14 protein-coding genes are annotated in these 24,211 nt (G+C 39.3%); 8 read left to right on the forward strand and 6 right to left on the reverse strand.

What is annotated here, in order from left to right; genetic code table 11:
* Positions 1-271 precede the first annotated feature (271 nt).
* Together HXT27_RS03245 and HXT27_RS03250 are read left to right on the forward strand one after the other, a co-directional pair.
* Positions 272-5,923 carry a Rib/alpha-like domain-containing protein gene (locus tag HXT27_RS03245; protein WP_233186085.1) on the forward strand — a complete coding sequence of 1,884 codons (5,652 nt, stop codon included), beginning with the start codon at positions 272-274 and terminating at the stop codon, positions 5,921-5,923.
* 235 nt (positions 5,924-6,158) lie between these two features.
* Positions 6,159-7,901 carry a SpaH/EbpB family LPXTG-anchored major pilin gene (locus HXT27_RS03250; RefSeq protein ID WP_103042832.1) on the forward strand — a complete coding sequence of 581 codons (1,743 nt, stop codon included), beginning with the start codon at positions 6,159-6,161 and terminating at the stop codon, positions 7,899-7,901.
* Between the two features lie 451 nt (positions 7,902-8,352).
* On the opposite strand, the gene HXT27_RS03255 is transcribed toward HXT27_RS03250, so the two are convergent.
* Entirely contained in the window at positions 8,353-8,478 is a 126-nt protein-coding gene (locus HXT27_RS03255; RefSeq protein ID WP_255408290.1) for a hypothetical protein, read from the reverse strand.
* Here HXT27_RS03255 and HXT27_RS03260 point away from each other — a divergent pair.
* Positions 8,444-9,439 carry a class C sortase gene (locus HXT27_RS03260; RefSeq protein ID WP_233186113.1) on the forward strand — a complete coding sequence of 332 codons (996 nt, stop codon included), beginning with the start codon at positions 8,444-8,446 and terminating at the stop codon, positions 9,437-9,439. The genes HXT27_RS03255 and HXT27_RS03260 overlap by 35 nt on opposite strands.
* 10 nt (positions 9,440-9,449) lie before the next feature.
* Here HXT27_RS03260 and HXT27_RS03265 read toward each other — a convergent pair whose 3' ends face one another.
* From HXT27_RS03265 to HXT27_RS03280, 4 genes are all read right to left on the reverse strand, one after another.
* Positions 9,450-10,835 carry a hydroxymethylglutaryl-CoA synthase gene (locus HXT27_RS03265; protein ID WP_103042834.1) on the reverse strand — a complete coding sequence of 462 codons (1,386 nt, stop codon included), beginning with the start codon at positions 10,833-10,835 and terminating at the stop codon, positions 9,450-9,452.
* 18 nt (positions 10,836-10,853) lie between these two features.
* A complete protein-coding gene (locus HXT27_RS03270) occupies positions 10,854-12,206 on the reverse strand; it encodes a hydroxymethylglutaryl-CoA reductase, degradative (RefSeq protein ID WP_255408288.1) in 1,353 nt (450 codons plus the stop codon).
* A gap of 57 nt (positions 12,207-12,263) precedes the next feature.
* A complete protein-coding gene (locus HXT27_RS03275) occupies positions 12,264-13,463 on the reverse strand; it encodes an acetyl-CoA C-acyltransferase (RefSeq protein WP_103042836.1) in 1,200 nt (399 codons plus the stop codon).
* 311 nt (positions 13,464-13,774) lie between these two features.
* On the reverse strand, positions 13,775-14,356 hold the full coding sequence (locus HXT27_RS03280) for a xanthine phosphoribosyltransferase (protein ID WP_199172704.1): 582 nt from the start codon (positions 14,354-14,356) through the stop codon (positions 13,775-13,777).
* 372 nt (positions 14,357-14,728) lie between these two features.
* Between HXT27_RS03280 and HXT27_RS03285 the strand changes: the two genes are divergently transcribed.
* The 4 genes from HXT27_RS03285 (at position 14,729) to HXT27_RS03300 (ending at position 20,762) form a co-directional block, all read left to right on the forward strand.
* The gene (locus HXT27_RS03285) at positions 14,729-17,854 is read left to right on the forward strand and encodes an ATP-dependent helicase (protein WP_103042838.1); all 3,126 of its coding nucleotides are present in this window, start codon (positions 14,729-14,731) and stop codon (positions 17,852-17,854) included.
* 504 nt (positions 17,855-18,358) lie between these two features.
* A complete protein-coding gene (locus HXT27_RS03290) occupies positions 18,359-18,775 on the forward strand; it encodes a DUF4418 family protein (protein WP_103042839.1) in 417 nt (138 codons plus the stop codon).
* Positions 18,776-18,812: 37 nt separating this feature from the next.
* Complete coding sequence (locus HXT27_RS03295; protein WP_103042840.1) at positions 18,813-20,024, forward strand: ABC transporter permease; 1,212 nt, start codon at positions 18,813-18,815, stop codon at positions 20,022-20,024.
* A 9-nt stretch (positions 20,025-20,033) separates the two neighbouring features.
* A complete protein-coding gene (locus tag HXT27_RS03300; protein ID WP_103042841.1) occupies positions 20,034-20,762 on the forward strand; it encodes an ABC transporter ATP-binding protein in 729 nt (242 codons plus the stop codon).
* Positions 20,763-21,248: 486 nt separating this feature from the next.
* Here the strand turns inward: HXT27_RS03300 and rpsD are convergent, their stop codons facing one another.
* On the reverse strand, positions 21,249-21,875 hold the full coding sequence (gene rpsD, locus HXT27_RS03305) for a 30S ribosomal protein S4 (RefSeq protein WP_075524039.1): 627 nt from the start codon (positions 21,873-21,875) through the stop codon (positions 21,249-21,251).
* 1,063 nt (positions 21,876-22,938) lie between these two features.
* Between rpsD and galT the strand changes: the two genes are divergently transcribed.
* The gene (gene galT, locus HXT27_RS03310; RefSeq protein ID WP_196489661.1) at positions 22,939-24,204 is read left to right on the forward strand and encodes a galactose-1-phosphate uridylyltransferase; all 1,266 of its coding nucleotides are present in this window, start codon (positions 22,939-22,941) and stop codon (positions 24,202-24,204) included.
* The last annotated feature ends 7 nt before the right edge of the window (positions 24,205-24,211 follow it).

The raw sequence follows: 24,211 nt of genomic DNA on the forward strand, positions 1-24,211 counted from the left end.
CTATTATTTTGATTACAAACGGGGTGTTTAATGGGGTGCTTCGTAATGTGTTTAACTTGCGTTTAAGTGCATATTTTGAGCATATTTGATGGGTGATTTTTCTCGTAAATTCGTTATGTGTTAAGTGTTGTAGTTTTCCTACTTAAAAAATATATTTTCTATATCTAAATACTTTAAAATTTGCATCAACACACTGTGTAAGTAAAAATATTTACAAAGTTTTTTCGTTTGCTTGAGTTTTTCCGGGGGGGGGGTATAAAGGCTAAGGCATATGGATAGTTGCGTTGGGCGTATGTCTTCAAATTTGCATTTTAAAAGATTTCGTCCTATAGCACAGGATTTTATAAAGAAAGATGAGCTGATTATGTTGCCAGCAAAGTTCCGTGGATTCGCATCACGCGTGGGTCGTCTTGCGTTGCGCGCTTTTGCTTGGCATAAGACTAGTGAGTGCGATGGCGCAGCTCGCACTTCCAGCACTCTTCATCGAGCAATACTAGCTTTTTTCGTTGCTGTAATCACTGTATTAACCATGCTCATCATTCCGCCTGCACAACATGCAATGGGTTGGGCAGATGGTAAAGCACCGATTCATGCTTGGTGGAATAGTTTTGGTACAGGCTTTGTGTCTGGTTCTGGCTTTGGAATAGGGGATGCTCCTAGTCAAATTGCTTCTAACGTTGAAGTTGTTCGCAATGTTTATGACTCTTCTACTGGTAGAAATAGAACTCAGATTAAATGGGAAGTGTTCTTCAATACTTACTCTCAAATGTACGAGAGCATTGTAACAGGTGAACCTTATAGCGGTAGGAAAGAAGATAAAGCGTTTGGTGGTAAAAGACCTCTTCTTATGGCTTGGCTTCCAAAAGGGATTGATAGAAAAAGTATAAGAATTAGTAGAAGGAAGTCTGGTAATAGAGCTGGTTACCGTAACTATGGCTGCTGGCCTGAAACAGACAGCTGGTATAAAGCGTTTCCAAAAGATAAACAGTTTGATAAAACTGATAACGGTCGTGGATGTAGAGCAATTCAGTATCAAGAGCCTATTGTTACAATTAATAAAACATTAGATGAGTTTGTTGACAGTAGTTCTAGATGGGCTCATTCGTTCGATGGTAATTTGTATGAAGGTAAAGCTGGTAAAGAGGGTGCTGGTAAAGATCAACAGCTATTTAACTCTTATTGGGATAATGCTTTAGGTACTTCCAGACTTACATCGTATTGCGATTCGAACGACAAGCATGACATGTGCGAAATTAGAAACTGGAAGAATGATTTCTCTACGGTTCTTGCTGACTGGGAAGTTTCAGGTAATACGGCTTTTCAGTGGAATATCACTGCGTTTGTTGATGAAAGTATGGAAAATCGCTCAGATTTAGTATTGAAGAATCTTCCGTTCTCAGCTGGATGGAACTCCGGTAAAGGTACATATTCCGAAAGCGATTTTGGAGATTTAGAAACGAAGAAAAATGGTGCTGTAGAAGTTAGAAGTAAGTGGACTTTTATTGGACCTTTCGATAGTGATGGCGATGGTATTCCAGATTCTATGGAAGGCTATGACCATAAGAATCCTGACGCTTTGCCTGATTTTAGTAATAGTGATCAGCCGCATACTGTTTTGAATAATATTACTGATCCAAATGGTAAGACTGAAATAAAATATCCTCAATATTCGTCTAGCATGATGAATGATTATGTAAAGAAGTTAAATAATCAGAATTTAAGCTCGGACACTACTTATGGTGGCGTAGAGAATGTGCCTGTTACTACGTATGGTACGCCTGTAACAATTAAGCCGTACGTTAATACTGGTTCTTGGCAGGGATGGGATTTAGGCGAATGGGACGGTCAATATTCTCTACAAAACCATTATGGCGGTCACTATGTTGCAGGAAAAGATACGGATACTACTACTAATATTCCATCAGATTTTCCTAACGGCTCTAGTATGAAGTACGAGCTTACTTCTATTCCACAAGGTGTTAAGCAATCTAGTAGTTGTAGTACTGGTAAGAATAATTCTGACAAAGGTTGCGTGAGCATAGATAGTAAAACTGGTTATATCACTTATAATCCAGGAAAGTTGGATCGTAAAACCGAAGGTATTACTTTTAAGGTGAAGATTACGCACCCAACTCCTAGCACTTACCAATACAACTGTAAGTATAAGACACCGATGGTTCAGGAAAATGTTCCTATAAAAATCAAGGTTGTTTCTAATGCCATGTTGTACAACCCGCAGTACAAGGAAACTACTGTTGACTACAATAAATCTACGAATAAGTTTAATTCTACTACCAGCGAAGAGCCTAAAAGCGTACGAGCTAACAAAAAGCCGTGGGTTAGGGTAGGTAGTCTGCCTAACGGTTCTACTTTTAAGCTAGAGCAGTACACTAAATACAGTCTTCCAGTGCTTGATTGGTCTAAGATTGATCAAAATAATTCAGGAAACGGCAAGGTGACGTTTACTCCGTCTAATGCTGAAGCTGGTGCAAACACTAAGACTCCTGTTGTTGTAACGTACCCGGATGGTTCTACGTCTAAAGATAATGACTCTGGTAATAGTGGTAATCCTGTGTACGCTCCTGTTACAGTGGGTGATTTGCCGATTTCAGGTAGTGACTTGAATCTTGGTTTATACAATGGCAAGAAAATAGATAATAACGCGTTTGGCGGTTTTTCCTTTGGACATAAAAGTAATCCGCACGAGATTGATAAGGGCAAGAAAATAGGTGCGAAAGATAAAGATAACCCTAGCCCTAATAATGGTATTGTATTCGATTCTTGGGCGAACCATGGTAAAGGTCCTATTACTTTCCGCGTGATATGCCATAGGACGGATGTTGATAATTCTCCGTTCGCGTTGCTTAAGCCTGCAGAGGGTGGCGCGAAAGCTAGCGGCGAGATTAACGGCTTGCATTTTGAGGATTTCCGCCAGTGGATTCGAGATAACGACAGTAGTTGCAAAGGTAAGGATTGCAGTAACCCTAACAAATTCCTTCATTCTAGCGAATACAACAGAGACACTATGGAGCGTTCGCGCGCGCTGATTGGTGGCACGCCTAAGGAAGGCGGATCGTATGAGTGTAAAGTGTTCGCTTTCCACCAAAAGCCTGGTGATAAAGACAGTAAAGATTATAGTGCATCGCTTACAGCATTTGAAAATGCGTCATCAGGTGGTTCTATTGCGCTTCAATCACTTTTTACTAACTATGAGACTGCTAAAAAAGACGCAAAAGGCTCAGAGTGGGTTGCTGGCAGCTTCTACTTTAAAATCAAGCTTAAAGACAACCAAAAGTACAACCCGACTTATGTAAAGATGCCAACAATTCAGGCTGGTAAGTCAATTAAGGATGGTAGGTATAGCAGTCCAACAAAAGACAATATCAGCACTGATCAGCCAAAGAGCACTAAAGATGGAAATGGTGTTGTTCGGCCAGCTGATCAAGCTAGCATTCTTGTTGGTGATCTTCCTGATGGCACGTGGTTTGAGATTAAGCGCTTTGTTAAGGCTGGCGATGTTAGTAACTCGAAGGCAATCAGTTTACCTTGGGCTAACTTTGAAGACGGCGAAGATAACGTTACGCGCGATGAAAAAGGCAAGCCTGTTATAGATAAGAAGAGTGGCAAAGTAGTTACTTTAGATCAGTCTAGTCGCGAATACGGTTCTGTAACTTTCCACCCAGATAAGTGGCAGTCTGCTGGTCAGTATTGGGCTGAAGTTAGAGTTCACTACCCAGACGGCTCTGTATCAGACGGCGAAGGCTCCGTGAACAAGGATCACCCTGTGTATGCGAAGGTGAATGTTACTGCTAAGCCTGGCAATAATACATTTGGTCTTAATTTGTTTAGGTATACAACGGATTCTCAATACAGAACTATCAGCGTTGAAAATGGCATAAACCTTCATCCAGGAGATTTACTTTCTGGCAACGATCGCCCTATGTTTGATTCTTACTTAACAAACGCGATTGGCAATCTTCACCAGCATATGATTTGCTCAAAGCAAAGCAAGGATGGTAAGAAGCAAACCGAGTACACGTATGGCATGCTTCCTGGTCATGTTAATAATGAGAAGTCGCAGAATGAGAACGAAAAAGACGGTTTGCGTCTTTTAGAACCACAGACGATTTGGAAGCATTCATCGCTTAAGAATCAGCTTGAGTGCAATGCAAATAACAAAAATTGCAAGTCTGATACTTACTTATATGATGACTGGGTTGATAGTGATAAAAGCTTTAACACTTTTGAGCGCACGCATGGATCTTTTGGCGGTGTAGCTCAGAAGACTGGCGACTATGTGTGCAAAGTCTACGTTATAAAAGGCGATGCTGAGTCTAATAAGTTTGAGAGTGCTGTTAAGGCTAATATCGAGAAGAATAATAAGGCTAAGAAAGACGTTGACCCAGTTGACGGAGTGCTGAACGCTAAGGATAATCCTTACGGCACAGAAGGTGTGGGGTATAAGACTGGCGCATTCTCTGTGCATATTCATAAAGACAATCAGCTGTATAACCCGACTTACACGAAGATTCCAGAAATTCAGGCTGGTAGTACTTTTGACAAGAATCTTAAGAAAGGCAACAAGGCAGCTATAAGCTCTGACGCTCCGCAAAGCAAGAAGACTGTTAAAGGCAGCAATAATAAGGACGTTAATGCTAACGGTGTTCCAAAAGAAGATTTGGTGAACGTTAAGGAAGGCGCTTTGCCTGCTGGCACTTGGTACGAGATTAAGCGCTTTGTTAAAGCTAGCGATATTACAAATTCGAAAGCAAGCAGTTTGCCTTGGGCTAACTTTGAAGACGGCGAAGATAACAAAGCTGACGGTAAGCAGGAAGCAAAAGATAGTAACGCTACTGGCAAAGGCTCCGTCACCTTCCGCCCAGATAAGTGGCAGTCTGCTGACGAGTATTGGGCTGAGATTAGTGTTCACTACCCGGACGGATCTGTTTCTGACGGTGATGACTCTATTAACAAAGATCACCCTATCTACGCAAAGGTGAAGGTTACTAGACCAGTAATTAACAACCCTGATTTGCATCTTAACGTTTACAAGCAGTATGAAAATGGCAAGTTTACTGGGTATGTAGATAACGTGAATGGCATTACTGTTATGAAAGGCGTTGGCTTGCTGAAGGATATGGGCATTGACTCGTGGTCCACAGCCAAGCCTGAAGGTATTACGCTTAGAGCTTTGTGTAGAGATGACAGTGATGAAGCTAGAAAGAGTACAACTCATACCTGGAGTGAGAATCTCGATAATCTGTTCTTCAAGCTTAATTGGCAGCAAGCGTGGAAATATCCAAGTTTTGCTCGTCAGGAAACTTGCCGTAAGGGTAGCAATAATGGTGATGGCTGCAATGCTACAGATGAGCATTTCCTGTTCGATAGCACTGGCGGAACGATGGAGCGTGCGCGCGGAACTATCACCAGCGACAAAGCTCCTACGAAGTCTGGCAAATACTATTGCGTTGTGCTTGCGATGAAGCTTACGGATTTGGGTAAGTATAAGAAAGCTATTAAGAACAGCAAGATTAGCGTTACTGATAATAACTTTGCTAAGGCTATGGGCTTTACAGATACTGAGGGCATTGACTACGCTGCAAAGTTCTTCCCAGTGCACGTGGTGGAGCAGTTTAAGCTGCCAAAGACCGGCGGCGAGGGGATTAGCATGGCGTGGATTGTGCTGGCGATGATTGGCATGTGCGTTATGTGCGGCGCGTTCTTCGTTGATCAGACGAAGTGGGGTCACGCAATGCTTGCTGGCTGGCTTGCTTGCATGATGTGCGGTTTGCGCTCTGCTACGCAAAATAGCAACAGTAAAATTTCCAAAATTTGGCGCGGTTTAGTCAAAAAAGTAAAGATTAAGCGATTTGACGATTATTGCGCGCATCTAAAAGATTTTGTCTGCAAAGCTACCAAATGATGTTTCAACGTAATGTTGCGCATCGGAAGGTGGATTACCGAAAGGTGGCGATGCTGATGAAAAATTTTCTGCAGCTTAAAAACTGCAGTAGGTTCGCCGCTCAATAACGGCTTTGATTGTTCGCGCACATATTGCAATGCAATTTGTGGGAACGTAAAAAACAAAACTTAAAACGAGAAAATAACATATCTTCCTAAACCATGCACGAAAGTGCGCTGAAATAAAGGAGAAGAAAGTGAATAAATTCACTAAACAATGCGTGGCTGCATTCGCCTCGCTCGCAATGGCTGGTACGCTGTGCGTTGCCGGCGCTGTTGCTGTAAACAGCTCTGCTTGGGCTGAAGATGCATGCAATAATGGTGCGCCTTGGTCTGATGCTTGCAAAGCTCAGACTGGTTCCATCAAGATCACCAAGTACAAGGATGAAGACAAGAATGGCAAACAAACTAAGTCTACTCCTGTTAAAGGTGCAAAGTTTAAGGTTACTCCAGTAGCAACACTTGGCAAAGAATCTATTGATTTAAAGAAGTATGATGATTGGCAAAAAGTTGCAGCTAAGATAACAACTCTTAATCAAACACCTAACACTACTAATACTGATGTAATCACTCTTGGCACTGCAATACAAAACGCAGCATCTCAAGAAACTGATAAGTCCCTGTTTGTAACAGGTCAAGACGGTGTTGCAACGATAAGTCAACTTCCTATCGGCTTGTATAAGGTTGAAGAAGTTAGCGCTCCAGATGGATACGAGAAGCTTCCTAACCCATTCTTCATGACTATTCCAGAAATCACTCGTGATGATAGCAAGAAGGACAACACTTACACTTATAACGTAACAGTTGACCCTAAGAACGTTTACAATGCAGACGCTATTCAGAAGAAAGCTATTACAACTGGTATGGTTGGCGCTGGCGATGAATTGCCATACACGCTTACTGCTGCTGTGCGCACAACAAGCTACACGGATGTTGATAAGCTCACAAAAGATGATCTTATTGATTACGCTGTGTGGGATGACGCGTTAGAGTCTGCTTACAATGTAACTACTGGTGCTATTCAAAGCGTTAAGATTGGTGATACTACACTTACTGCAACAGATTATAATGCTTCGCTAGTTGAATATAATGCTAATGATAAAGCAAACACTCCTGAACAAGGTCGTAAGCGTATTCTTATTAAGTTTACTGAAGACGGTCTTACTAAGATTGCTAAAGCTTTGAGCGACAATGCTAAAAGCAAAGTTAATCCTCATCCTGCTGTTCCAAAGATCATAGTTGAATTCAAGTTTACTCTTAAAGCTGACGCACCTGTTGATGGATTCCAGAACAAGTACGGCTTCCAAACTGGTCACTCGAAGGATCAGCCTAAGCCAAATCCAACGAACCCTAATCCGGGCGAGACTTCTAAAGTAACTCTCGTTAAGTTCGCAGTTAAGAAGGTTGATGGAACTAATACAGCTACCTTACTCGGTGGCGCAAAGTTCGCTGTGTTTGCGGATAAAGACAAAGCAAAAGCTTGTGCAGCTGATGCAGCTCGCTCCGCTGATAAGTGCAAGGATGTTGCCACTAAAGGTCTTGTTAAAAAAGATAATAATGATGTTCTCGCTGACGGTCTTGAAGGTGCAACAAACGGTACTAATAAAGATTCTGGTTTGACTGGTGCTTTTGAAGTTAAAGTTGGACAAGATTTCTACGTTGTAGAAACTCAAGCTCCAAGCGGATATGCTTTATCTCCAGCTGTTGAAACTGTTAATATTCCTACAACTTATAAGACTGATACGACTCACTATGTGAATAATGTGTTCCAATATGAGTTCAAGGATCTTCCAACTAAGGGAAATATTTTGAACTGGTTCAAGCTTCCAAAGACCGGTGCTGCAGGTGTTGCAATCTTCGCATTGGCTGGTATGTGCTTAGTGGCTGCTGGCATCTTCGTTTTCATGCGCAATCGCAAGAAGGAAGAGCAAGAAGCCTGATTGCATAGTTTGCAATCATTCCAAAATAATAGTTTCTTAGTGTAAGATGAGCGATTGTGGCTATGGCACTAAGAGAAACTATTGTTTTGCAATATAAAGCTCAACAGATTTAATTGCGTTGCTGTGCATATCGTGTCGCACACAATTTGCGTTATGCACGTCCCTCTTTTTCGCGATTAAGTCTGTTGTTTAAGTGTGGAGTCGGGAGGAATACTTCCGACTCCATGTTATCTATTTATATGTGTAAATTCGTGTAAAGTTACGCATAGTTTAAGATTTTTAGCAATACGTTTTTTCAAATAAATCGCTTTCGCTTTAGTTGTATTTAATTGCGATTTAAATAATTAGAGTTCGTTTACAATTTCGCATAAAAATTACTATGATTTTGAATTGAGGATTGAGGGAGTATGAAGTTAAATGACGTTGCCCTGCGATTTAGCTCCTTCGTGCATCAAATCTTCAAAGCTAAAGATTCTTCATACACTTCAACATCCGCAACTTCAACATCTTCTTCTACTACTAAAGATTCTTCCTTATCTTCCATCGCTTCCTCCACTTCTTCAACCCCCACTTCCACTTCTCACGTTTCGCTACCAATTTTTAAAAAGCCATTTTTTAAATCAAATAAAATCAATCGCAAAAATAATTCAAATCAAAAATCCAAGCTACGCAAAATATTTGAGCCAATTGCATTCGTTTTAGCTGGACTTTTATGTTTCAGTTACCCGCTGTGTTCTACTCTTTGGAACAATAGAGTTACAAAGGAAATTTCCACAGCATACGACAAATTCAATCACAATCAGGCTGGCGATGTTAGAAGAGCACATATACGAGCTGCGAAACTTTATAATAAAAATCGTAAAAACATGCTCACTCAAGACCCTTATGGTGGCGATGGTCAGCAAGACATAACTAATAAGCCTGAATATAAAGAATATCTTAAAGTTCTTGACGAGCCGATGGGAATTATGGGAATCGTAAAAATTCCTAAGATTGGCGTGAAATTGCCAATTTATCACGGCACGACTCAGCAAACTCTTGCTCATGGTGCAGGTCACTTGTTTGGCACTGATTTACCGGTTGGCGGAAAGAATAGGCATACTGTTATAACAGCTCACACAGGTTTAGCGGATTCAACTATGTTTGATGGGCTTGTTGATTTAAAAAAGGGTGACTATTTTTATTTGGACGTGCAAGGTGAAACATTGCGATACAAAGTGTTTCGCATTAGCGTTGTAGATCCGCACGATATAAGCTTGCTTCAACGCGAGAGCGGGCGTGATTTAGCGACTTTGCTTACTTGTACTCCGTATGGCGTTAATTCGCATAGGCTTTTAGTTACAGGGTATCGCGTGTTGCCAGATCCTGTGAAAGTGCCGATGGATCACGTTCAATGGCCACTTTGGATGACGCTTTTCTTGTTTGCTATGATTCTTTCTTGCGCTGTGCTTTCAATTATGATTATTGCAGCGATTTCAAAGAAACGTAAAAATAAGGAAGTTTGCGGTAAGCATATTAAGGATGTCATAAGAAAATAAGCGTTATTTTTTAGATGTAGTTTCGCTCTTGCGAGCTAATAGAGTTCAAGAAGAATTGCGTGCGTTCGCGATGTGAGCTGTCGCTTACAAAGTCTTCTGGGCAGTATTTAGCTACGCTGTTAAACATTTTTTCGTATTCGCTAACTGTTAATTTCACGCGCGAATTAAGCATTTCAATATGTTCGCTTGCAAATAGAGCTTGCTTAAATCCTTTCATAAGAGTTCCTGTGAAGAATTCGCCAATCGCGCCTGAGCCGTAGGAGAATAATCCGATTTTGTCGCCTTCTTTAAGCGAGCTGAATTTTTGATTCTCGCATGACGAGTTTGTTTGAATTGTGCTTGTTTGAATTTCGTTTGTTTGAATTGAAGTTGCTGCTGGATTTGCTGCTCCCGGATTGACTATTTCTGGATTGGCTATTTCTGTATTTCCGTCTAATTCTAGAAGCGATAACAATCCTAGGTACAAAGAGCCTGTGTAAATGTTTCCTATTCTCCTGCTGTATTTTGTGCTAGTTTCATACTTTTCAAGTAATCGAACTCGTGAAGTTTCAGAAAGATTTTCGCTAGAATCCATAGCTGCTCTCAAAGCTTTCAACCCCATTTTTGTATACGGCAAATGGAAGCAAAGCGCGGCAAAATCGTTTAAATCGCAAGAGTTTTGTTCTGAATATTTTTGCCATACATCTAAGAAAAATTCAATATATTTTTCACTAGAGAATTTTCCTCGCGCTAAAGCAGTATCTTGATAAACTGGTCTCCAAAAGTCTTGTATATCGCATGATTTCACCACACTATCATCGTTAATTTTGAGCACGTGAGGATTCGCGCTTATTAGCATTGCAACTGCTCCAGCACCTTGAGTAACTTCTCCAGGAGTGTTAAGCCCGTATCTAGCAATATCTGCAGCTATAACAAGAACTTGCGAGTCTTTGTGAACGCGAACGTAATCGCATGCTGTCATAAGTGCTGCAGTTCCGCCGTAGCATGCTTCTTTTATTTCAATGCAGCGTGCGCATGAGTTAAGTTTTAGAAGATTGTGAATGTATAACGCGCTGGATTTGCTTGCATCTACGCCACTTTCTGTTCCAACGATTAACATTTTTAGTTTATCTTTTTTAACATATTTTAAAAGTGGCAGCGCTGCTTGAGCGCCAAGAGTTACTATGTCTTGATTGTTTGGAGGAACAGATTGTTCGCTTTGCCCAATGCCAATAGTGAATTTGTTTGGATCTATTTCGCGAGCTTTAGCTAAATCTGTTAAATCAACGTAATAGTGCGGTGTTGTAAAGCTGATTCTGTCAATTCCAACGGGATTGCTTTCAACGCTTGTGTTTTCATTATCTTTAAAAAGTTGTTTAGCGTGGTTGCTCTCAATGTTTTTAAGAGAAAAAGTCATTTTTTACTCTTTTCTTCTTTAAGAATTTCGTAAATCTTCAAGAAGCATTTTTGCAATTTTAATATTTCTATTTTTATCGCTCATGCTTGCAAGCTTATTCGTTATTTCTTCAATCTCTTGCATTTTCGCTCCTGCTGCTATTGCTATATTAGCTGATTGCAAGCGCATATGACCTTCTTGAATTCCAGGACCTGCAAGAGCGCGTAATGCTGCTAGATTTTGAACTAGTCCAAGAGAAGCTAAAACGTTTCGATACTCGTTACAAGTAGAGTATTTTCCAACGTGTATTGCTATTTGCGCTAATGGCAATGAGCTTATAGATCCGCCAACTATTCCTATTTGAAGTGGGATTTGGATTTGTCCGTAAAGTATTTTATCTTCGAGGCACCATGTTGAAAGAGGCATGTATCTTTTTGAGCGCGCAGCCCACGCATGAGCAGCTGCTTCTAGCGCTCGCGTATCATTTCCTGACGCGAGTGCAGCACCAACTATTCCGTTGAGTATTCCTTTGTTATGCGTTGCTGCGCGCTCTGGGTCAGCGGCGGCATATGCGCTTAATGCCGCGATGCGCTGCGCGAGTCGCGCACCTTCCTCTGCTCTTTGACTTTCAGGCAATTTTGTTGAAGCTAAAGCAATTGTAGGAAGGTGCACTTCTGCTGTAGTCGATTGTTTGCTTGTGTTCGTGAGTATTGCTGTTAGCGCTCGCGCGCCGAGCCAGCTTTCCAGCTGGGCTTTTACTGCTTCGCCAATAGTGTTTACGATGTTTGCGCCCATTGCATCGCAAGTGTCTACGTCAATCGACAGTTTGGCGAAGTTCGTAAAAGCTTCAACGCGGCATTCTCGCGCGCCGCCGCCTCTTTGCACAATCGATGGGTGAGCATCCTTTGCAATATTTAATATTTTTGTTTTTTCAGTTTCAATAATGTTTTTTAATTTCTGAGCGATTTTTCCGTTTAAGTCTTCGAAAATTATTTGTACTGTTGTTAAATATTTTTCAGATGATGCTATAACGCCATGTTCTTCGCTCATCGATGCGATTCTAGCTCCGTTACATGCTGCTGCAATCACAGACGGTTCTTCTGTAGCTAGAAGTACATTGTGTGTTTTGCTGTTTACAATCAATCCTCTGACTACGCCAACTGGGAGAGTGTATTTTCCGATTTGATGTTCAATCATGTGGTTTGCAACATCTGCAGGTATGTTAGTTTCAGAGCTTTCAGCTAATTGTTTTAGTAAAAGTTGTGATTCTTCTTCGTTTAGAAAACCTTCTGATTGCAACGTTTTTATGCGATTTTCTACGCTTAATTCACGGAAAGCAGTCATTGAAATCTTTTCCTTGTTTTTACTTTTACTATTTTTTTTTAACTTTATTCTTTCGCCGAATTTTTTTAAATTTTCCGCTTAATCAGACAAGCTTATTCAGCAATCTTAATCTGCCATCTTAATCTGCATCGCGACTCCAATTCCGCCGCCAACACATAATGCTGCAACTCCATTTTTTTGTTTACGCTCACGCAAAGCATATATAAGCGTTGTTAAAATTCTTGCTCCACTTGCTCCTAACGGGTGTCCGAGAGCGATAGCTCCTCCGTGCACATTTAACTTTTCTTCGTCAATATGCAATTGTTCGGAAACTGCAATACTTTGAGCTGCGAAAGCTTCGTTTATTTCAAACAAATCAATATCTTTAACGCTAAATCCTGTAGAATTTAGCATTCGTTCCATAACGTGTTTTGGAGCATAGCCCATTAAATCAGGGTCAATTCCACCTTCAGCAAATCCCACAATTTCAGCAAGATACTCAATTTTGTGTTCAATCGCGTAATCTTTACTCATAAGAACTAAAGCTGCAGCTCCATCGTTAATTCCACTCGCGTTTCCAGCAGTTACAGTTGATTCGTGTGAGCAAGCTAATTCATTTGAAGTATTAAAAAGCGTGTGAAGTTTAGATAATTGTTCAAGGCAAGTATCTTCTCTAGGGTGTTCATCTTTATATACAACGCTTCCGTCTTCAAGAGTTACAGGCGCAATTTCTAAGTCAAAATCACCATTTTTTTGTGCTGCTACAGCTTTGCGATGAGAATTTAGTGCAAAAAGATCTTGAGCTTCTCTTGTTATTCCAAATCGTGCTGCAACGTTTTCTGCTGTTGTGCCCATTGCGTTGCCAGTGAAAGCATCGTTTAAGCCATCTCTTTTTAAGCCGTCAACAAGAGTGAAATCACCGTATTTGTGTCCGCTAAAACGCATGTTAGTTGCGTAAAAAGGAACGTTGCTCATGCTTTCTGTGCCGCCTGCAACTACAACTTGCGCATCTTTCATTACTATTGCAGATTGTGCTAAACGTATTGCTTTTAAGCCAGATCCGCATACTTCGTTTATTGTCATTGCACAGCTAGATGTATCTAATCCTGAGCGCAACGCAATTTGTCTAGCTACGTTTTGACCGCTTCCAGCTTGTAACACGTTTCCAAAAATAGCTTGGTCAACATCTTTAGCGTCAATTGATGCGCGCTTGATTGCTTCTTTTGCTGCAATCGCTCCTAGGTCAACTGAGGATAGCGAAGATAAACTTCCGCCGAACTTTCCGATAGGTGTGCGTGCTGCGCTTGCAATCACAACTTCAGACATATGTTTAGCCACCTACTCAATTGTTTATGCGTATATTTACTAACCAGAGTACTTTACCGTATTTTTATGCAAAAGTGAGATTTGCGCAAAATTCTTCTCGTTTCTTTCACATTTTTAGATAGATATTTTTCAGGTATATTTCATGCACATATTTTAGATATCATTTTTAGGTAGCTATTTCATTTGCATATTTTACGTATCTATTTCAATGCAGTTTTCATATGCTTTAGAATAATCTATATTTTTAAAAATACTTTCACGCACTACTTACGTAAAGCACTACTTACGGAAAGCACTACTTACGTAAAGCACTACTTACGGAAAGAAATAGAGCCATCTGTTGGATTCATTTCCTCAACAATAGCTAGAGAATCTAAATCGTATCCAGCGTCACGTAACGCATCTCCGCCACCCTGGAAACCTTTTTCAATCGCAATTCCAATTCCAGCAACCGTAGCTCCAGCATGATTACAAATATCAATCAAACCTTGTAAAGCTTTACCATTAGCCAAAAAATCATCAATAATCAATACTCGATCTTCTTGACTTAAATATTTGCGAGAGACAATCACAGGAAACTCGCGTTGTTTAGTAAAAGAAAAAACAGTAGATACGTATTGATCTCCATCAAGATTTATAGATTGCGCTTTCTTAGCGAAAACTACAGGAATATTGCCAAAATGCCTTGCAGCTACGCACGCAATTCCAATTCCAGAAGACTCGATTGTAAGAATCTTAGTTATATTTGAATTTTTAAAATGCTCAGCCCATTCTTTGCCCATTTTGTCAAATAATTCAACATCGCATTGGTGATTAAGAAAAGCATCAACTTTCAAGACGTTTCCAGGTTTCACGATGCCGTTTTTGCGGATGCGTTCTTCCAGTTCTTGCACGATTGCTTTCCTTTCATAACAGTTTTCTTACGTTTTTAGTTTTTAATTTTGCAAACTTTAAATCTTTTTGCTAGTTGTGTGTGTGCATGAAATATTTGCATAAACACGCAATGTAAGATAGTAAAACTCAAGCATACCCCTGACTGTAATACAAATACGTATAGAAGCTTGTAAATTATGCTATTTTACTTGATTTTATTTGATCTTACTTGATTTTAGTATTATTTTCTTTCGCGATTTAATGACTGTTTTCTGCTTTTAATTATTATTTATTATTATCTTCATATTTTTTAAAAAAACTAAAAACACTAAAAGCTATTTTTAATTCAAATTCGATATTAAGTGACCTTAGTATGTGGTAAACCTGAGTGAATGAGTTTAAGCATGTACGTTACTGATTTGTTTGGCAATCCAGTTGAAAATGATGATGATAAAAATCATAAAAATCATATTTCAAAGTCATCTTCTAAATTGTCTCTCGAGTCTAATCTGAAAGCAGATAAGACTAAATCGCATATAAAAACTCCGAACACGCAGAATCGTATGTTGAGTGCGCAAAATCAGTCTACTAGCTATGGCAATCAGGATGCTATCTATCGAAATCAAATGTCTAGTTACCAGAGCAATCAAGACGCTGACGATTATGTCACTACTGACACTCCTAACACTCATGCCACTCATAAGTATCGTCAAAATGATTTTCAACAAATCGAAATTGATCCGCATAAACTCATAGACGGTCTTAACGAACAACAATCTAAAGCAGTGCAATACAAAGGTTCTGCATTATTGATTGGTGCAGGTGCAGGTTCTGGCAAAACGCGCGTGCTAACTCGAAGAATCGCTTGGATTTTAAGCCAATTTCACGAGTGGCCAAGTCATATTCTTGCAATCACGTTTACAAATAAAGCAGCTCAAGAAATGCGCGAACGCTTAGCTACGCTTATAGGGAATGAAGCTCTTAATATGTGGGTTTCTACATTCCATTCAGCTTGCGTAAAAATATTGAGAAGAGATGGAGGAATGATTGGTCTTAAACCAGGATTTTCTATCTATGACTCTTCAGATAGCGAGCGTTTGATTAAGCAAATCGAAACTGATCTAAATATTGATATTAAACGATTTACTCCAAAAGTTTTACGAGGAAAAATATCTGATTTCAAAAATAGTTTGATAACTTGGCAAGATCAATTGGAAGCTTACGCTCCAGATTATCACGTAGGAGTAGGCGGACAGAAGATTTCTAAAGTAGGTCAAAGTGAGTCTTTATACGCAACTGTTTACGCAGAGTATCAATATAGGCTTTCTATTGCAAATGCTGTTGATTTTGATGATTTAATTATGCGAACTGTGGAACTTATGAGAAAAGTTCCGCAAGTTGCGCAAAAATATCGTAGAAAATTCAGATACATTCTAGTTGACGAGTATCAGGATACGAATCACGCTCAATACGTGCTCATTCGCGAACTATCGGGAGTAGATGCGCAAGTTAAAGGATTTGCAGGATTTGCAGGATCTTCAGAATCTGCTTCAGCTCAAGTTTCAGGATCTTCAGAATCTGCAGGATCTTCAGAATCTACACAGAACGTTTCTAAGACTGTTTCACAGCATGTTTTATCACCTGCATCAATTACTGTTGTAGGTGATTCAGATCAGTCTATCTACGCTTTTAGAGGTGCGGATATACGAAACATACAGGATTTCGAAGAAGATTTCCCAGACGCTAAAACAATTATGCTTGAGCAAAATTATCGTTCTACTCAAACGATTCTTGACGCAGCAAACGCCGTTATATCTCATAATCAAGAGCGCAAGCCGAAAAAATTATGGACAGCATTAGGCAAAGGCGATCCAATAATTGGCTACGGTGCTAAAAACTCTTCTCAAGAAGGATTATGGATTGCTGAAGAAATATCCAGACTTAAAACTAAAGAAAATATTCCATACTCAAATATAGCTATTATGTACAGAGCTAATGCTCAATCGCGTGCTCTTGAAGATGCTTTAATTAAATCTGGATTACCATATCAATTAGTTGGCGGAACGAAATTCTACGAACGCAAAGAAGTTAAAGACACTCTCGCTTATATGCAAAGTATTGTGAACCCAGACGACGATATAAATATGCGTAGAATCTTTAACGTACCTAAAAGAGGTCTTGGAAATCGCGCAGAATCGCTTTTACTTTCTTATGCTAAAGCTAAAGGAATTAGTTTTTGGAATTCGATTGAACAATGTGAAAATATATCTGGAATGCCAACGCGTAGTATTACTCAAATCAAAGCATTCCACACTCTTATGTGTGAGCTTATGCAAATGGCTGTAAAAAATGATTCAAGACCTTCCATAATAGTTAAAAATATACTCGATTCAACAGGTCTTTTAGATGAGTTGAAACGTTCAGAAGATGAACAAGATTTAAATCGCGTTGAAAACTTATCGCAATTGCAATCAGTTGCATCTGAATATGAGCAGAATGCAGATGAAGTGACCCTTGCTGGATTCCTTGAGCAAACAGCTCTTGTTGCAGATTCCGATCAACTTCCTACAAGTAGTGAAGATACGGGAAAAATTACGCTTATGACTTTGCATACTGCAAAAGGTTTGGAATATCCTGTTGTGTTTCTAACAGGTATGGAGCAAGGAACTTTCCCTCATTCTCGTTCAATGGATAATGAATCTGAGCTTTCTGAAGAAAGACGATTAGCTTATGTTGGAATTACTCGCGCGAAGCAAAGATTGTATTTGACTTACGCATCTGTGCGCTCGCAATGGGGAGATGCGATGGATATGATTCCTAGCCAATTCCTTGATGAAATTCCTGAAGATTTGATTCATTGGAATTCTAAAAAGCCGTCTTATGATTATGACTCAGATGATGATTTTGATGATGAAGTTGATGATTTCGATGATGATTTCGACTATGACGATGATTTTATAGATGATTTTGACGATTCTTACGCTTCTCGTACTTCGTTTGGATCTCGCGCGCATAAGTCTAGCTCGAGTTTGAAATCTGCTAAAACACGTAAGAAATCTTCGTCTTATGGGAGTAGTTCGCGCTCGTCTTATGGATCGTCTTATGGATCTTCGTATTCAAGTAGTTCGCGTTCGTCTTCGTATGGTTCTTCTTCGCGCTCATCTTATGGTTCGTCTTATGGAAGTAGTTCTTCTTATTCAAGTGGTTCGTCTTATGGATCTTCTTATGGATCATCAAAATCGCGTTTTAAATCTAGTTCTGTAACTACTCGTAAATCTTCTATTACTTCTTCTCGCTCGTCTTCTAGTTCTGCTTCGCGCGATAATCAAGTAAATCGCGATAATCAGTTAAATATAGAAGATTTTCACGTTGGAGATAAAATTACGCATGACCAATATGGATTGGGAACTATAGTTGCAACGCAAGATAAAGGCAGAAATTCGATTATTACAGTTGATTTTGGCTCTGATGGCGTAAAGCGTTTAATGTTGAGAGTAGCTCCTATTGAGAAGTTATGAAGTTTTGAAGTTGAAAAGTTTTATCTAATGTATGAAACAGTAAATTTAAGAAGCTTTATACTTGAAAATTTGAGAGTTTTTCGTTTGTAAAATGAAATTTTTCGCAAATGAATTGATAGTTTTCTTAGAAAGTTAATTATAAGAATTTGTGATTATATCTATGAAAAGAAAATATTCAAGACTTGTTTTCTTTTTGCATGTAAGAAAAAATAAGAATGAAAGTAAGTACAAAAGATAAAACAAACAAAATAATTGAATATAAATAATTGAATAGGAACATGCAATAACTGAATAGAAATAATTGAATAGGAACATAAAAATAACTGAATAAAAATAACAGCTACTAAGACTATTTAATAGCTTTTGGGGGAGTTGTTTTAAGTGAGCTTGAAAAATTAAAGATTTTAAAAGACGTGGCGTTTGCAAACGTGAGCGCCGTATAGCGTGTTGCATTAGAGAAAATGTGACACAAAAATATAAAAATATATTTAGAAAGAGATATTTATGAAAAACAAATTATTTGCATCAATTCCAGCGATTGTTTTCGGAATACTTATTGCTATTGCTCCGTTCACTTTTGCAAAAGTATGCGGTTCAATGGGTATGTCAAAAATGCATATGATGCATGGAGCTTGCTATTACACTGGACAAGCAGCATTGGGAATAGGAATTATTATTGCTTTACTCGGAGTTGTTGCTTTGTTTGTAAAAGCTCCTGTTCGTGCTGGTATTAGCATTGCAATAGTTGCAAATTCATTATTGATGATTGCCGTTCCTACTTTCCTTATTGGTGTTTGCAATAGCCCTATGATGAAATGCAATTCAGTTACTCGACCAACTTTAATCGTGTTGTCTGTTCTTACAGCTGTAATTTCAGCATCTTGCGCATACTTCGATTTGAAGAATGAGTCGGAAAACTAAAATTGCATAATAACAATTTGTATAATTTCTAATTATTATGCAACGAATTACATTAAAGCGTTTGCCGCTGGAGAATCTTAAACGTAAGCCATTAAGAACTATTGCTCTTATAGTAGTTGCTGCATGCTTATCTGCTGTATTCTTTGGCGGCGCGCTTATTTCTATGAATTTATCTCGCGGATTAAAAAGTATGCGTGAACGCTTAGGCGCGGATATTATGGTAGTTCCACAAGGTACTAATACTAAAGCTGAAGCTTTGCTCACAAATGGCGGTTCAAGCACTTTTTATTTCACAAACAATATAGAAGATTTAGTTAAACGCGCGCCCGGAGTGAAAAAAGTTAGTGTACAAACGTATATTTCTTCACTCTCTGCAGGTTGCTGTGCTGAAAAGTTGCAAATTATAGGATTTGATCCTTCTACAGATTTTGTGATTGGACCATGGATTTACTCTCAGCATAGTTCTGTTTTGCATAAGGGAGATATGATTGCAGGCGCAAATGTTAGCGTATCTTACGACAATACTGTGCGATTGTATGGTCATAAATGGAATGTTGTTTCTCAACTTGCAAAAACCGGTACTAGCTTAGATAATTCTGTGTTTGTAAATAGGCAAACTGTGCCGCAAATAGTTGAATATTCAGCAAAAGTAGGCCATGTTGCTATTCCAAAAGAATATGCGACTAAAGCTATTTCTGCAGTTCTTGTGAAAGTAGATAAATCATATAGTCCTCAAAAAGTTGCAGATAATATTCGTAAAACAAGCGGATTAAGCAGCATTGGCATAATTTTCCCAGGTGGTATTACAGCAACAACTAAAGAGAACCTATCTATAGTAACTCGTTCAATTACAGTTGTAGTTGCTATTTTGTGGCTTATTTCAATTATTGTTATGGTTACAGTTTTTGCATCTTCTATTAGCGAACGCAAGAAGGAATGCGCGTCTTTAAGAATTATTGGCGTAAATCGAATAAGTTTAGTGAAAATTATTGTCAAAGAATCTTGCATAATCGGTTTATCTGGAGGTGTGATTGGAGTAGCTTTTGCATCGCTTATCTTATTCCCTTATAATTCTTTGATTTCTAAACAATTGCAATTGCCTTATCTTGAAATTACTGCTATTCCTGTTGTTATTTTGATTATTGTAGGCATTTTAGTTTCATTGATTACTACTCTTTTGACTTCAATTGTTGTTACGCGAAATATTGCTGTAGGTGAAGCGTATCTTAAACTTCGTGAAGGGGAATGAGATCTTGCTATGAGTGAAAGTAATTCTTTAAAAGATACTGAAATAGTATCTCTTAGTAATGTTACGCGTAATTTTATTCGCAGAAAAAAGATTTTCTCAGCTGTAGATAACGTTAATTTTTCGTTGAAATCCGGAGAATTTGTGGCGATTGTAGGGAAGTCTGGTAACGGAAAAACAACGCTTATAAATCTCATTGCAGGTTTGCTAAAGCCTACTTACGGTGATGTGGTTGTGTGTGGCTGTAATATTTCTTCATCGAATTGTTCCGATAATGAAATATCAAAATTGCGAGCTACTAGTATAGGCTATGTTTCTCAGACGCAAACGCTACTCCCAAATCTTACTGTGTGTGCAAATGTAATGTTGCCTATGTATGTAGCTTTTCCTGATTGTCAAGAAGATGATTCATATATTACTAGAGTTATGTTTTTGCTTAAAAAACTCGGTATTGATGATTTATTATGGTGTTATCCTAAAGAGCTTTCGGGCGGTGAAATGAAAAGAGTTATGATTGCTAGAGCAATGATGAGCAATCCTAAGCTTTTAATTTTAGACGAGCCAACAAGTGATTTAGATTCTGAACATACTCAGATAGTTATGGATATGCTAATGGATGCAGCAAATAATGGCTCAGCAGTTTTAATGATTACTCATGATTTGAAAGCAGCTAATTGCGCGGATCGCATATATTCCATGGATTGTGGAGTGCTCTCGCTATTAGAGAATAATGTTAATTGACAACGCGCGCTTTGCTATTAGTTAGGCAGAGATTTAAGATTTTTCGCCCTGAATGAGATCTTTAGTGCCATTTTTTATCGCGCACGCACTAACAGTTCGACACTTCGCTGGCAGGGAAGTCCACTGGACTTCCCCTCTGTGCCAGCTCACTCATCGAAGGAGCTTAAAGCGCACCATGCAGCTTTAATCTCAGTCGATTCGCAGCCCGATGGTGATTCATCGAATGAAGAAGAAAAATCGAAAAATCTCAGTGATTAACCGAAGATTAAAAGACTAAACATGCAAAGAGATCTCGGAGTTTCTCTTAGAGCAATGTAAAAATCTTGCGATGAGAGAAACTCCGAGAGCTCAGCCCCATTTGATAGGAAAATCCTGTAAATATTGGCTTAGAAGTTGCATACTTTTTGTTTACAAAGCATTGACCCCCGCAATGCGATCTGCATAGCAGGGGTCAAGCTGTATGTCCTTAAGAATGAAATCCAGAATTTAGCGAGCGTAGTACTCGACAACGTACTGAATGTTGACTTCAACTGGAATCTGATCGACTTCCGGTTTACGAGTCAAAGTAGCCTTCAAAGAGGCAAGATTCACATCGAGGTAACCAGGAACTGCTGGCAAAACATCGCGATGAACGCCTTCTGCAGCAATCTGGAATGGAACCATAGTCTGGCTCTTAGCACGAACTTGAATGGTTTGTCCTGGCTTGACGCGGTAAGATGGGCGATCTACAAGATTGCCATCAACCAAAATATGACGATGCACAACAAACTGACGAGCCTGAGCTGTGGTGCGAGCAAAGCCTGCACGCAAAACCAAAGCATCAAGACGAGTTTCCAAATCGGTGAGCATTGCGTCACCGGTCTGACCTGCAGTGTGCGTACCCTTTTCGTAAACAGCGCGAAGTTGTTTCTCGGAAAGACCGTACTGTGCGCGAAGACGCTGCTTCTCACGAAGACGTACTGCGTAATCGGACTCAGTACGACGACGAGTGCGACCGTGCTCACCTGGAGCATATGGACGCTTCTCGAAAATACGCTGAGCTTTTGGAGTTAAAGCGATGCCGAGGGAGCGTGAAAGACGCACCTGACGGCGAGAACGCTGAATATTAGTCATAACTAATCCTTTTAATTCTGTCGTTATCTGAACGGAACGCGAATCAAATCTTATGATTATTCGCGCTGAGCCGGCCTCTCCAGTGCTTCTTCGTGCATTACACACGAACACGTAAATAGCAAGATTTGCGTGCCGACCCACTGATGGGCTAAGGCTCCAGATGATGTCTATAAAAATAGACATCGCAAGATATGTTACACGTAGTGTGGAATATTAGTGTTAAGTAAGTTTGATTGTACTTTATTGGCAAATGTTTAGATTATTATATTTTCTCGGCGTTTCGTAAAAGTTTACATTTTCTTACAAAAATATGTTAAAAATACACACACATATGATATAATCTTTACAAGAACGCTCGTTATGTTACAAAATCTAACATAGTGAGTGCGCAATATAGTAATAAAGCATAGAATAGAAAAAACTATGCATAGGTATCTTCGGATTCGAAGACGATGGAGTCGAGATGTCTTACAATATTTCAAAAGAGCCAGCTCGGGAAAATGGCAGCGAGGGAGATAAGTTCAATAATGGGGGAACATCAGATAATACATTATTTCGTAATACAATTAATGATAATTTACTAGAAAATGAGAAGACTTTAACGCAAAACTTAGAAAATCAAAGCAAGAGTTACATTATGGAAAATAACATGAGCGATACTGAAGATTATTCAACAAGTAAATCTGATTCAAACGAAAAAACTTTCGCTATGGACGGTTTACATTCAATACCAACTAATGCAGGTTTTGCAGGCGCAGGCGCAGGGTTTGAAGGTGGAGCTGCTGCCGGTTTTGAAATCGACGAAAAAGGATCTGTCCGCTCTAAAATAAGCGATTCTCAAGTAATTAAAAGCTTAGAAGATACAGATGCTTTCGATGCTATAGACGTGGATTCAATTCGCGCATCGCAACAAAAAAATACTCCTGTAATCAATAAAATAACTAGTACAGGCGTTGGAGATTCTTCTCTAAGCGATCTTGTAACAAGCACAGAAGAACAATCCTCCTCGCTTCTTTCTTCTGAAGATGATTCTCCAGTTATATCAACTATTGCGCAAAGTCCTATCCGCGATTTTAACGGCGAATATCCATATAAACTGTATCGTCCTGGAACGTATGCAAGAGAGCATATTCGAATTACTGCTACAAAGCTTGCAGATGGACGTGATTTCTTCTATATGGACGACAATCCAGAATATGTAAGCGGTCGTAAAACTAGAGAGTTAAAAGATCCTCGCAAATTACCGTATCGCTTCTCGTATTTAGTAGATTCGGAAGGAAACGAAACGCCTTATACTGCTCCGCAAATGCGCCAAGATCCTCTTACTGGAGATTGGATTCCAATGGCAACTGCTCGCATGAACAGACCTATTACTGCAGGTCCAACTGTTTTAGCTAAAAGCAATCCTTTAGCTGCACGCAAACCGGGAGATCCTTATCAAGACGGTGAAGTTCCAGATACTGATTATGATGTTGTGATTTTTGAAAATCGATTCCCATCAATGGTTCAAGTTCCTGGAGAAAGCCGAGATATTAAGTATATTGATGGAAATCCTTTATGGAAGTCAGCTCCTGCTGCTGGTCGTTGTGAAGTGATTTGCTTTGGTCCAGATGAAAATCTACTTCCAGCAAATCTTTCAGTTTCTAGAATGCGTACAGTTGTTGAAGCTTGGGCTTTTAGAACTGCAGAAATCAGTCAAATTGATGGAATTGAGCAAATTTTCCCATTTGAAAATCACGGTGCAGAAATAGGCGTATCCCTAGCTCATCCTCATGGTCAAGTTTATTGCTATCCATTTATTGCTCCTAGACTTGAGCAAGAATTACGACATACAGAAGCATATTTTGATCGCACTGGTTCAAACTTGCTCAAAGATTTAATGAAAGCAGAACTTAATGCCTCAACTCGCGTGATTATGCGAAATCATAGTTGGGTAGCTTATGTTCCTGCTGCTGCTCGCTGGCCGCTAGAGGTCCATGTTGCTCCTGTTCGTGACGTTTTAACTTTAGATCAATTAGACGATCAAGAACGTTGGGATTTAGCGCAAATGTATATTACTTTGTTGCGTAGAGGTAATAAATTCTTTGTGACTAAAGATGGTGAAGGAATGGATTTGCCTTATATTGCAGCATGGCATCAAGCTCCTGTTCATGATTCGAGAAGAGCGCATTATCGTTTGAATTTGCAATTCTTCTCATTCAGACGAGCTGCTAATAAGATTAAGTATTTAGCAGGATCTGAATCTGGTATGGCTGCTTGGGTTTCAGATACAACTCCAGAGCTTATCGCTAAGCGATTCCATGAAATTGGAGAAATAGATTTAGATTAAATTAACA

It is taken from the genome of Gardnerella bivia, from assembly GCF_049262715.1.
GTDB classification, from domain to species: domain Bacteria; phylum Actinomycetota; class Actinomycetes; order Actinomycetales; family Bifidobacteriaceae; genus Bifidobacterium; species Bifidobacterium vaginale_A.

Coding starts and splice junctions, on each gene's coding strand:
- HXT27_RS03300 (WP_103042841.1), top strand. CDS start 20,034: ATGAGTGAAAGTAATTCTTTAAAAGATACTGAAATAGTATCTCTTAGT.
- HXT27_RS03245 (WP_233186085.1), top strand. CDS start 272: ATGGATAGTTGCGTTGGGCGTATGTCTTCAAATTTGCATTTTAAAAGA.
- HXT27_RS03285 (WP_103042838.1), top strand. CDS start 14,729: ATGAGTTTAAGCATGTACGTTACTGATTTGTTTGGCAATCCAGTTGAA.
- HXT27_RS03275 (WP_103042836.1), bottom strand. CDS start 13,463: ATGTCTGAAGTTGTGATTGCAAGCGCAGCACGCACACCTATCGGAAAG.
- HXT27_RS03265 (WP_103042834.1), bottom strand. CDS start 10,835: ATGACTTTTTCTCTTAAAAACATTGAGAGCAACCACGCTAAACAACTT.
- HXT27_RS03295 (WP_103042840.1), top strand. CDS start 18,813: ATGCAACGAATTACATTAAAGCGTTTGCCGCTGGAGAATCTTAAACGT.
- HXT27_RS03290 (WP_103042839.1), top strand. CDS start 18,359: ATGAAAAACAAATTATTTGCATCAATTCCAGCGATTGTTTTCGGAATA.
- rpsD (WP_075524039.1), bottom strand. CDS start 21,875: ATGACTAATATTCAGCGTTCTCGCCGTCAGGTGCGTCTTTCACGCTCC.